We start from the raw sequence: 11268 nt of genomic DNA, 5'->3' as shown, positions 1-11268 counted from the left end.
CTTAGGTTTGCCAACAGCGACGACGCGGCGGTGGCTCAGAAGCAGTCAGGGGACCTGCGCCATGCGCGGACAGGCATCGAACTTCGACCCGGTCTGGATGGTGTACCGGCCACCCAGTCCGCCATCTGTGACATCGATGGCGAGCAGGGGCTGTTGACCTACCGCGGCTATCCAATGCAGGACCTGGCGGCCAACAGCAGCTTCCTGGAGACAGCCTTTTTGCTGATCTGGGGGGAGCTACCCAGCCGCGATCAGCTGGCGGAGTTCGAGCACGCCGTACAGATGCACCGGCGGGTGAGCTTCCGGGTGCGAGACATGATGAAGTGTTTCCCCGCAAGTGGGCATCCGATGGATGCGCTGCAATCCAGCGCAGCATCCCTGGGGCTGTTCTATTCCCGTCGGGCCATCGACGATCCGCAGTACGTGTATGACGCGGTGGTGCGGCTGATCGCCAAGATCCCCACGATGGTTGCGGCCTTCCAGCTGATTCGGAAGGGCCAGGATCCGATTCAGCCCCGCGACGACCTGGCCTACTCCGCCAATTTCCTCTACATGCTCACCGAGCGTGAGCCGGATCCTCTGGCGGCACGCATCTTCGACCGTTGCCTGATGCTTCACGCCGAGCACAGCCTCAACGCCAGCACCTTCAGCGCCCGCGTCACCGCCAGCACACTCACCGATCCCTACGCCGTGGTGGCCTCGGCGGTGGGCACCCTTGCCGGACCTCTGCATGGGGGAGCTAATGAAGATGTGCTGGCGATGCTGGAAGAGGTGGGAACAGCCGAGAACGCCGGCGCCTATCTCGATGAAGCCATGGCCGCCAAGCGCAAGATCATGGGTTTCGGCCACCGTGAATACAAGGTGAAGGATCCCCGTGCGGTGATTCTTCAGGCCTTGGTGGAGGAGATGTTCGCCCGCTTTGGCCACGATGAGCTCTACGACGTAGCGGTGGCCATCGAGCGGGAGGCGGAGTCCCGCCTCGGGCCCAAAGGCATCTACCCCAACGTCGATTTCTATTCAGGCCTGGTGTACCGGAAGCTCGGCATCCCGAGGGATTTGTTCACGCCGGTGTTCGCCATCGCACGCGTGGCTGGCTGGCTGGCCCATTGGCGGGAGCAGCTCGGGGCCAATCGCATTTTCCGGCCCTCTCAGATTTATTCGGGCTCCCAGCTACGCGCGTGGATGCCCATAGATGAGCGTGTCACCGCTCCGGCCGCTTAAGTTGCAAGGACTTCAGTCGACACCATGGTGAGTCCGGGACTGGACCTTGAACTGAGTTTCAGCCAGGCGCTTCAGGGATTTGGCCTGTCGGAGCAGGCCGCAAGGCTGCTCTGGCTGCCTCTCCCGATGCTGCTGGTGCTGGTGGCTGCAGTCGTTGGCGTGCTGGTGTCGGTTTGGCTCGAGCGCAAGATTTCTGCGGCGGTGCAACAGCGGATCGGACCCGAATACGCCGGTGCCCTTGGTGTGCTTCAGCCCCTCGCCGATGGCCTCAAACTGCTGGTGAAGGAGGACATCATTCCGGCTCGAGCCGACAGCCTCCTGTTCACCCTCGGCCCTGTGTTGGTGGTGATCCCTGTGATCATCTCCTGGCTGATCATCCCCTTCGGTCAGAACCTGCTGATCAGCAACGTCGGGGTCGGCATTTTTCTGTGGATCGCGTTCAGCAGCATTCAGCCGATTGGCCTGTTGATGAGTGGTTATGCCTCCAACAACAAGTACTCGTTGCTCGGTGGTCTTCGGGCTGCGGCTCAGTCGATCAGCTACGAAATCCCCCTGGCGCTTGCTGTGCTGGCCATCGTGATGATGAGCAATTCGCTCAGCACGGTTGACATCGTCGGTCAGCAAACTGGCGCCGGCATCCTGAGTTGGAACATCTGGCGCCAACCCGTGGGCTTCCTGATCTTCTGGATCTGTGCCCTGGCCGAGTGCGAACGCCTTCCCTTCGATCTTCCTGAAGCTGAAGAGGAGCTAGTGGCTGGCTACCAGACCGAGTACGCCGGCATGAAATTCGCCCTCTTCTACCTGGCTGGTTACATCAACCTGGTGCTCTCGGCTGTTCTGGTTTCCGTTCTCTATCTCGGGGGCTGGGGTTTTCCGATCCCCGTGGAATGGCTGGCGGGCTGGTTGAACCAGCCGATCGATGCACCGGTGATTCAGGTGATCACGGGATCCGTTGGCATCGTGATGACAGTGCTGAAGGCCTACTTGCTGGTGTTTGTGGCCATCCTGCTGCGCTGGACCACCCCCCGGGTTCGTATCGACCAGCTGTTGGATCTGGGCTGGAAATTCCTGCTTCCTTTGTCTCTGGTCAATCTCCTGGTGACCGCCGCTCTGAAACTGGCGTTCCCCGTGGCTTTCGGCGGTTGATCCCTCTGGATCGTTCTGCACCGGCCATCATGGATTCGGTGATCTGACTCTCGCTCTCTTCCAGGCTTCTCGCCATGTTCGGATTTCTCAAACAGGTCGGTGACTACACGCGGGATGCCGTGGATGCCGCCCGCAACCTGGCGCAAGGCTTTTCGGTCACCTTCGACCACATGAAGCGCCGTCCGGTGACGGTGCAGTACCCCTACGAAAAGCTGATTCCTTCCGAGCGGTACCGCGGCCGGATCCACTACGAATTCGACAAGTGCATCGCCTGTGAGGTGTGTGTTCGGGTCTGCCCGATCAACCTGCCGGTGGTCGATTGGGTGATGAACAAGGCGACGAAGAAGAAGGAGCTGCGCAATTACTCCATCGACTTCGGAGTCTGCATCTTCTGCGGTAACTGCGTGGAGTACTGCCCCACCAACTGCCTGTCGATGACGGAGGAGTACGAATTGGCAGCCTTTGATCGCCACAGCCTCAACTACGACAACGTTGCTTTGGGTCGCTTGCCAACGAGCGTGACCACCGACCCTTCGGTGCAGCCACTGCGTGAGCTCGCCTATCTCCCCGCCGGTGAGATGGACCCCCATGGCGTGCCGAACGATCGTCCCCGTGCGGGACAGCTTCCCTCACAGGTGCTTGAAACCCTGGCACCCCCTGCAAAGGTTGGTGCCAAGAATGAGGGACAATCCACCGGTACAACCCAGGAGGGCGAGGCATGAGCATTGCCACAACCACCGAACTGATCTGTTTCCTGGTGTTGTCCGCGGTCGTGGTGACCGGTGCCCTGGGGGTCGTACTGCTCAGCAACATCGTCTATTCCGCCTTCCTTCTGGGAGGTGTCTTCATGGCCGTGGCCGGTCTCTACCTGCTGCTGAATGCCAGTTTTGTCGCCGCGGCCCAGGTCCTCGTGTACGTGGGGGCGATCAATGTGTTGATCCTGTTCGCGATCATGCTCGTGAACAAGCGCGAGGACCTCAAGGCCATCGCTGGATTGAACGTTCGACGGGCTGTTTCGGGCGGGGTTTGTCTGGGGCTGCTGGCGCTGCTGGTCCGCGTTGTGCTCACCACTCCCTGGTCCTTACCTGGCCCTGCTGCTGTGGGTGAAGAGGCAACCGCTCGCATCGGCGAGCACCTGTTCACCGACTACCTGTTGCCCTTTGAGGTGGCGTCCGTATTGCTGCTGATGGCGATGATCGGAGCCATCGTTCTGGCTCGCCGAGATGTGCTGGCGACGGATGTTGTGACCGGTGAGGTCGCTGATCAGGGCCTGATCGAAAAATCCCGCACCCCGCTGCTGGTTGAGCGGCCTTCCTCCTGACCCTGAACGATGACCGAGCTTCTTTCTCAACTTCCTTCGCTTCAGGCCTACCTGCTGCTGGCAGCGATGCTGTTCTGCATCGGCGTCTGGGGATTGATCAACAGCCGCAACGCTGTGCGGGTGCTGATGAGCATCGAGCTGATGCTCAATGCAGTGAACATCAACCTGATGGCATTTTCGTCCTATGTCGATGGTGACCTGATTCGCGGTCAGGTATTCGCTGTGTTCGTGATCACAGTGGCTGCTGCAGAAGCAGCCGTGGGTCTTGCCATCCTGCTGTCGCTCTATCGCAACAGGGTTACCGTCGATATGGAACAGTTCAACCTGCTCCGCTGGTAACCATCCACAGGGGCCATGCGTCTCGATCGGGTCTGGGTGATCTATCGGGCTGACAGCCAGCCTGCTCAACGTGAAGCCCGTCAGTGCGCCAAGGAGCTCAAGGCTCTTGGTAGTGAGGTGACCACTGCCATGTCTGGGGCCCGGGTCAACCCATTCCCAGGCCTGTTGGCGACGCAGGAGCAACTTCCTGATCTGGCGGTGGTGCTCGGGGGAGATGGCACTGTTCTGGGGGCTGCCCGCCACCTGGCCGTCCACGACATCCCCATTCTCAGCATCAATGTGGGGGGGCATCTCGGCTTCCTCACCCATGACCGCCGTGTGCTGCGGGGGGATGAGATCTGGCAGCGTCTTCTCAATGATCAGTACGCCATGGAGCGGCGGATGATGCTTCAGGCGATGGTGGATCGCCGCAGCGCTGAGGAGCGGGCGGACGCACCGACGCCGCTGCAGCAGCCTGATGTCGAGGACGATGACGAGCACCACTGGGCGCTCAATGACTTTTATCTGCGCGCTTACCGCGATGAGATTTCACCCACCTGCACCCTCGAATTGGAAATCGATGGGGAAGTGGTGGACCAGATCCGCGGCGATGGACTGATCCTTTCAACTCCCACCGGTTCCACGGGCTATGCCCTTGCAGCTGGGGGTCCGATTTTGCATCCGGGCATCGACGCCATTGTGGTGGCACCGATCTGCCCGATGAGCCTCTCCAGCCGCACGGTGGTGGTCCCGCCGCGGGCCCGACTGGTGATCTGGCCCTTAGGGGCCGGTGACCATCGGATCAAACTATGGAAGGACGGTGTTGGCTGCACGGTGCTGGAACCAGGCGAATGCTGCGTGGTGCAGCAAGCCCGCCACCATGCCCAGATGGTGCAACTGAACCAGAGCCCTTCCTATTACCGCACCGTGGCCTCCAAGCTGCACTGGGCCGGAAGCCTGACGGCAGCCCAGCCCTCCCACAACTGAGCGAACCATGGCCGTCGAAATCGAACGACGCTTCTTGTTGAACGGTGAGGACTGGCGATCTCTGGCGGGAGAACCCCAGCCACTGCGCCAGGGCTACCTGGCCGCCAGCGCCGAAGGCATCACGGTGCGGATTCGTCTGCGTGGGGCTGAAGCCGCCTGGCTCACTCTCAAGGCAGCCGCCGATGCCATTGGGCTGGTGCGCCATGAGTTCGAATACGCCATTCCGGTTGCGGATGCCGAGTCGCTGTGGACCCTGGCCCCCCATCGTCTGGAGAAGACCCGCTACCAACTCTCCTTGGCTGGCGGGGACTGGGTCGTTGACCACTTCGCCGGACGCAATGGTCCCTTGCTGCTGGCGGAGGTGGAGCTGCCAGCCGCGCAAACACCCCTGGAGATTCCGTCGTGGTGCGGGCAGGAAATCACCGGCGATGGGCGCTGGTCCAATGCAGCATTGGCCAGGCGGCCGCTGCAGGATTGGCCTCTGACAGAACGGCAGGCCTTCGGTTACGCCTGAGCAGACCTGGAAGACTCTTTCGATTTCCTTTAGGTTTGAACAGCAGCCGCTTTCGGGCGATGGTGGGCCTCTACGACCGGGAAGGAATGCTTCGTTTTGTTGGCAGAAGCTTGGAGGCCTGCGTCGAGTACGCCGCCTTGTTCAAGATCCAACTGTCGTCCAGTTCCCTACAGGAGCTCCCCGAGCCCGCTCAGCCCGGGATGATCATTCGGGGCCATCGGCATCTGGAAGGGCACAGCAGTTGAAGCCATCCCGGCAGATCTTGCCGTTGTCCATCGCCCAGTTCAGCAGTGCCACACGGTTTTTTGAGCCCGTTTTGGTGAACACGTTGCTGACGTGGTTATCCACCGTGCGTTTGCTGATGGTGAGCCGGTCAGCGATTTCTTGATTGGTGAGGCCCTCCGCCACCAATTCAATGATCTCAATCTCCCGTGCTGAGAGAGAAATGTTGAGGGGATCGCTTGGATCGCTGCTGGACATGGGCCTCAACCACCCTTTCAACTAATGGTAGTCCCGTCGGATGATCTGATCCTGCATAGTGGGCTCCATCGGCAGTTCAGGGTTTGACGACGGCGCTCCAACGCGCGATTGAGTCCGGTCAGCAGGCGATGACGGCGGAGGTGATGCCCCCCCGGGGAGGAGATCCCTCCCACACGCTGGCCATGGCGGACCATCTCAAGGGACGGGTGCATGCCGTCAATGTCACCGACGGCAGTCGTGCGGTGATGCGGATGAGCAGCCTGGCGGTCTGCCGTCTGCTGCTGGATCGAGGCCTGGAGCCTGTGTTGCAGTTGGCGTGTCGGGATCGCAACCGTCTGGCGCTGCAGGCGGATCTGCTGGGAGCCCATGCCCTAGGCATCCACAACCTGCTCTGTCTCACGGGTGATCCCGTGCGGGCGGGTGATCAGGCCGATGCCCGACCGGTGAATGAGTTCGAATCGGTGAAGCTGCTGCGTCAGGTGACGGCCTTCAATCAAGGGAAGGATCCCGTGAAGGCTGATTTGCCGGATGGTGCGACGCAACTGTTCGCCGGCTGTGCCGCTGATCCCCAATCGCGCAGCTGGAGTGGGCTGCAACGGCGCTTGCATCGCAAACACGAAGCCGGTGCTCGCTTTGTGCAGACCCAGATGGTGATGGACCCTTCAGCACTGGAGCGGTTTCAGGTTGAGTTGGCGGAACCGCTGAACCTGCCGGTTTTGGCGGGTGTATTTCTGCTCAAGTCGGCTAAGAATGCCCGCTTCATCAACCGTGTGGTGCCGGGTGCCTGCATCCCTGAAGACCTGATTCTGCGGTTGGAATCAGCAGATAATCCCGCCATGGAGGGGGTGGCAATCGCGGCGGAGCAGGTGAAGCGTTACCTCGGAATTGTCCAGGGGGTTCACCTGATGGCGATCAAAGCTGAGGAACGGATCCCCTTGGTGCTTGATCAAGCTGGAGTTAATCAGCTGGCTGCCTGAGTGAGCTCGGTTCCCAGCAGTTCGGCCATGGCTTTCTGCTGCGGTGAAGGCTCCACGAGGTCCTGTCTACGCGCATCGGTGATCAACCAGTCCAGCGCTGCTTCCTGAAGGTCGAAGTGGTCGCCATCCTTGCCCACGCAGTAGCGGCCGAACACCAATTTCTCCACCAACTGCACACCGGCTCCAATCCGGGAATAGTCAAAGATGATCGAATTGTCGATCACGGCTCCTTCACAGATGTGGCAGCTGGGGCCAATCATCGCTGGGCCAACAATCGTTGCACCGTCTTCGATCTTGGTCATGCCTCCCACGTAGACCGGACCGCTCACGTTGATCTTGTCCCAGTTGGCGGCAACGTTGAGGCCGGTGTAAACACCCGGCTGAATTTCTTTGCCGGGAATGCCCACCTGACGCACATCCCCGAGAAGAACGCTGCGGATGGCCTGCCAGTAATCAGGCACCTTGCCGATATCCACCCACTCGAAATCCATCGGAATGGCATAAAACGGTGCCCCGAGCTCCGCCAGTTTCGGGAACAGGTCGGAGCCGATGTCAAAGGATACGCCCGACGGGATGTGATCAAAAATCCCAGGTTCGAAGATGTAAATGCCGGTGTTGATCGTGTCACTCAAGGCTTCTTCCACCTTGGGTTTTTCCTGGAAGTGGGAGATCCGGTCTTCAGCGTCTGTGACCACGACGCCGTAGCTGCTTACCTGTTCCTTGGGGACGCGCTTGGTGACAAGGCTGGCAAGGGCACCTTTCTCTCGGTGGCGACGAACCGCTTCGGTGAGGTCGAGATCGATCAGAGCGTCACCGCAGAGCACCACGAAGGTGTCGTCGAAGAAGTTCTGGAAATCCTGAATTTTCTTCAGTCCGCCAGCTGAACCCAGGGCGCTGCCGATCAGTTCGCCATCTTCAATCCGCCCTTCGAAGCTGTAAGCGATCTCCACGCCGAAGCGCTGCCCATCGCGGAAATAATTTTCGATCTCCTCAGCCAGGTGGGAGACGTTCACCATCACCTCGTTGAAGCCATGCTCCTTGAGCAGTTCAAGCAGAAACTCCATCACGGGTTTCTGCAGGATCGGGATCATCGGTTTGGGGATCACATGGGTGATCGGCTGGACCCTTGTTCCCTTTCCGGCCGCCAGGATCATCGCCTTCATCGGCGTTTCTGACATCACAGGATGGTGAAGACTAAACCGCTCCTCAAGCCGCCTGCGTCGTTCGGGTCGGCACTGGATCTGGCACCTCCAACCGGGTGATCGGGAGCTGGGTGAAGCTGCCGCTGGCTGGGATCCGTTTCAGCCGGAGGGGAGCATGTAACCAGCCCTCCTGCTCCAGTTCCACCGCCCCCTGGGAGGACAGAAACAGCAGAGCCCAGAAGACTCCCACCCGATCGGTGTCCAGATCGCCTGGAGCCACGCTGGTCCAGCGCTGAACCAAGCGTTCAAAGTCGATCCAGTCCAGGGCGTCCTCCCAGCCGTTGAGATAAACCCCCAGGGCTGCTGTGGTTTCTGGCAGTTTTTCTCGGTGGGCCAGGCCCGCTACCTGAGCGATCGCTTCGCGGTTGCTGAAGCGCCGCTTGCGTTGGCGGCGGCGGGCTTCGAGCTCGTCGGCTTCAAGGTGCTCGGCGATGGATTCCAGTTGTTCGATCAGCTCGCCGAGGGTGACCGGCCGCCGCAACGGCGGCGGGGCCACAGGCCGGCGTTGAAGATGACGTTCTGGTCGATGCGGCAGATCGAAGCTCTGGTCCAGCCATCCCTGGGCGTCGAACTCGGCATCGATGTACTCCTCCACCTCAACAGGAGGCGGCAAGATGCTGGCTTCAAGCACCTCGGCTTTCAACCCCACCAGCACTGAGGCGGCCAGGAAGGCCTCACTGCTGTCCGCCAGGTCACGTTCGTAGCTGCCGCCTCGGCCATCGAGGACTGCCGCCACCTGCCGTGGCACCTCGATGCGTTGGCGGAGCTGATCCAGAAAGCCGTCCACGACGGCGATCACATCCACATCCCAGGGGTCGAGCTCCCCCCGTTCAGCTGCGTCCTGCAGCAGGCGGATGGCCAGGCGGGCGCCTGCATCAGCACTCTCATGGCTGGCCGCCTGGGGCACGTGCGATCCCGATTGAGCTGAAGGTATCGGTCCTTCAGCTCAGATGCCAGTGGCAGCCTGGGATCAGGCGGCGTCGCTGCTGTTGTCATCCCCCTGGCTGCTGCTGCTGACTGTGGTGGCCGGCAGCAGGCCGAGCTGGGTCTGCACCGTGGAGCGATAGCGGTTCAGGTCTGTTTCGAGTTCCTGGATGCGCACCTGCTGAGCTTCAAACTCGCTGGCCTGCGTGATGCGTTCCACATTGTTCAGCATCCCTGTCCAGGCGGCGAAGAACCAGGCGGACACAGCACCAACACCCGCCACCAGCAGCAACAGGCCAGCCAGCGGCAGGGTGTAGTTCATCCCGGGCAGAACATGAACGGTGGTGGGGGCGGTGTTCTCGAGGGTGAAGAACACCGTGAGCAGTCCGAAGCCGAAGATCAGGCCGAAGTTGATCTGGCGCATGGAAAGGGCCGAATGCGATCAGAACTTACGGACTTCAACGCGCTCTGGGGCAGACCTCGACACTTGTTTACGAGGCTGGAACCGATGGCGCGCTCAGGACTGCCGGCACCGCTGGAGCCTGGCCACGGATTAATGGTGCGGTGGGTTGGGTGATCCGTTCCATGGCACCGAGGTCACGTCCCACCAGGGCTTCGATCGATCGGCTGTAGCTGTCGGTCATCAGCCGTGGGTAGAGGCCGATGCCAATGATCGGCACCAACAGACAGCCGATGATGTACACCTCACGCGGCTCTGCGTCCACGAGGTTGGTGTGGGAGACCAGCTCCTGCTTCTCCTTGCCGAAGAAGATCTCCCGCAGCATGGAGAGCAGATAAATCGGTGTGAGGATCACACCGACGGCGGCCAGGCAACAGATCACCACCCGGAACGGCAGGGTATAGGCCTCATCGGTGGCAAAGCCTGCGAACACCATCAGCTCGCTGACGAAGCCGCTCATGCCCGGCAGCGCCAAGGAAGCCAGGGCGCAGACGGTCCAGAGCGCGAACATCGTTCGCATCTTCTGACCCACACCACCCATTTCGTCCAGTTGAAGAGTGTGGGTGCGGTCGTAGGTGGCACCCACGAGGAAGAACAGGCTCGCTCCGATCAGCCCGTGGCTGATCATCTGCAGCATGGCGCCGCTGGTGCCGAGGGCACTGAAGCTGCCCACACCAATCAGCACAAAGCCCATGTGGCTGATGGAGCTGTAGGCGATCTTGCGCTTGAGGTTGCGCTGGGCGAAGGAGGTGAGCGCGGCGTAGATGATGTTCACCACCCCGAGCACGATCAGAAGCGGTGCGAACTGGGCGTGGGCAGCAGGCAGCAGCTCGCAGTTGAACCGCAGCAGGGCGTAGCCGCCCATCTTCAGCAGGATGCCCGCCAGGAGCATGTGCACCGGGGCCGTGGCCTCACCGTGAGCATCGGGAAGCCAGGTGTGCAGCGGCACAATCGGCAGCTTCACCCCGAAAGCGATCAACAGGCCTGCGTAGCAGAGCAATTGGAAGCCACTGCCGAAGTCCTTCGCCGCCAGGGCGGTGTACTCAAAGCTGGGGGTTCCTCCGCCAAAGAAGCCCATGGCCAGGGCCGCCAGCAGGATGAACAGGGAACTTCCGGCGGTGTACAGGATGAATTTGGTGGCGGCGTACTGGCGCTTCTTGCCACCCCAGATCGCCAGGAGCAGATACACCGGGATCAGCTCCAGTTCCCAGGCCAGGAAGAACAGCAGCATGTCCTGCACGGCGAACACGGCGATCTGGCCGCCATCCATCGCCAGGAGCAGGAAATAGAACAGGCGTGGCTTGAAGCTCACCGGCCAGGCCGCCAGGCAGGCCAGGCTTGTGATGAAACTGGTCAGCAAGATCAGCGGCATCGACAACCCATCGGCTCCAACGGCCCAGGTGAGACCAAGGTCCGGTAGCCAACTCACCCGTTCGCTCAGCTGCAGACCGCTGAGGCTCGGGTCATAACCATTGAGGTAAGCGCTCACCGTGATCAGGAAGGTGATCAGGGTGACGCCGAGGGCGTACCAGCGAATCTGCTTGCCATCACCGGAGTCCGGAATGAACGGCACCAGCAGGGCGCCCACGATCGGAACAAGAATGGAGAGGCTCAGCCAGGGCACGGTCGCCGCAATGGGGTCATTCGCCCCAGCGACTGCAAATTCGATCACGATCTGTCCCGATCACCACTGGCTGGATCGTAGAAATCACAGCCCA

13 protein-coding genes are annotated in these 11268 nt (G+C 61.0%); 8 read left to right on the top strand and 5 right to left on the bottom strand.

Annotation, left to right across the window (positions count from 1 at the left end):
- Positions 1-30 precede the first annotated feature (30 nt).
- The 7 genes from TX72_RS11475 to TX72_RS11445 all read left to right on the top strand — a co-directional run bounded on the left by TX72_RS11475 (position 31) and on the right by TX72_RS11445 (position 5507).
- On the top strand, positions 31-1221 hold the full coding sequence (locus TX72_RS11475) for a citrate synthase (RefSeq protein ID WP_011129128.1): 1191 nt from the start codon (positions 31-33) through the stop codon (positions 1219-1221).
- A 27-nt stretch (positions 1222-1248) separates the two neighbouring features.
- Positions 1249-2367 (top strand): NADH-quinone oxidoreductase subunit NuoH, encoded by a 1119-nt coding sequence (nuoH, locus tag TX72_RS11470; RefSeq protein WP_173358531.1) that lies wholly within the window; start codon positions 1249-1251, stop codon positions 2365-2367.
- 74 nt (positions 2368-2441) lie between these two features.
- Positions 2442-3089, top strand: a complete 648-nt coding sequence (ndhI, locus tag TX72_RS11465) for an NAD(P)H-quinone oxidoreductase subunit I (protein ID WP_011129126.1) — start codon at positions 2442-2444, stop codon at positions 3087-3089.
- On the top strand, positions 3086-3688 hold the full coding sequence (locus tag TX72_RS11460) for an NADH-quinone oxidoreductase subunit J (RefSeq protein ID WP_011129125.1): 603 nt from the start codon (positions 3086-3088) through the stop codon (positions 3686-3688). Before ndhI ends, TX72_RS11460 begins: the two co-directional genes overlap by 4 nt.
- A 9-nt stretch (positions 3689-3697) precedes the next feature.
- Positions 3698-4027: an NADH-quinone oxidoreductase subunit NuoK gene (nuoK, locus tag TX72_RS11455; protein WP_011129124.1), complete on the top strand. Its 330-nt coding sequence runs from the start codon at positions 3698-3700 to the stop codon at positions 4025-4027.
- A 15-nt stretch (positions 4028-4042) separates the two neighbouring features.
- Entirely contained in the window at positions 4043-4993 is a 951-nt protein-coding gene (locus tag TX72_RS11450) for an NAD(+) kinase (RefSeq protein ID WP_011129123.1), read from the top strand.
- A 7-nt stretch (positions 4994-5000) separates the two neighbouring features.
- Positions 5001-5507 carry a CYTH domain-containing protein gene (locus tag TX72_RS11445; RefSeq protein WP_011129122.1) on the top strand — a complete coding sequence of 169 codons (507 nt, stop codon included), beginning with the start codon at positions 5001-5003 and terminating at the stop codon, positions 5505-5507.
- Between the two features lie 204 nt (positions 5508-5711).
- On the opposite strand, the gene pedR is transcribed toward TX72_RS11445, so the two are convergent.
- Entirely contained in the window at positions 5712-5987 is a 276-nt protein-coding gene (pedR, locus tag TX72_RS11440; protein WP_011129121.1) for a photosynthetic electron transport-dependent transcriptional regulator PedR, read from the bottom strand.
- Positions 5988-6070: 83 nt separating this feature from the next.
- Here pedR and TX72_RS11435 point away from each other — a divergent pair, with 83 nt between their 5' ends.
- The gene (locus TX72_RS11435) at positions 6071-6964 is read left to right on the top strand and encodes a methylenetetrahydrofolate reductase (RefSeq protein ID WP_011129120.1); all 894 of its coding nucleotides are present in this window, start codon (positions 6071-6073) and stop codon (positions 6962-6964) included.
- Here the strand turns inward: TX72_RS11435 and TX72_RS11430 are convergent.
- From TX72_RS11430 to TX72_RS11415, 4 genes are all read right to left on the bottom strand, one after another.
- Entirely contained in the window at positions 6949-8127 is a 1179-nt protein-coding gene (locus TX72_RS11430; RefSeq protein ID WP_042503928.1) for a nucleotidyltransferase family protein, read from the bottom strand. The genes TX72_RS11435 and TX72_RS11430 overlap by 16 nt on opposite strands.
- 43 nt (positions 8128-8170) lie before the next feature.
- On the bottom strand, positions 8171-9073 hold the full coding sequence (locus TX72_RS11425; RefSeq protein WP_011129118.1) for a segregation/condensation protein A: 903 nt from the start codon (positions 9071-9073) through the stop codon (positions 8171-8173).
- A gap of 63 nt (positions 9074-9136) precedes the next feature.
- On the bottom strand, positions 9137-9514 hold the full coding sequence (locus TX72_RS11420) for a lipopolysaccharide assembly protein LapA domain-containing protein (protein WP_011129117.1): 378 nt from the start codon (positions 9512-9514) through the stop codon (positions 9137-9139).
- A gap of 67 nt (positions 9515-9581) precedes the next feature.
- Positions 9582-11222: an NAD(P)H-quinone oxidoreductase subunit 4 gene (locus TX72_RS11415; RefSeq protein ID WP_011129116.1), complete on the bottom strand. Its 1641-nt coding sequence runs from the start codon at positions 11220-11222 to the stop codon at positions 9582-9584.
- Positions 11223-11268 lie beyond the last annotated feature (46 nt).

It is taken from the genome of Parasynechococcus marenigrum WH 8102, from assembly GCF_000195975.1.
Classification (GTDB): Bacteria; Cyanobacteriota; Cyanobacteriia; order PCC-6307; family Cyanobiaceae; genus Parasynechococcus; species Parasynechococcus marisnigri.
Note: the sequence above shows the minus strand (reverse complement) of the source record. Positions and strands in the feature narration are given on the sequence as shown.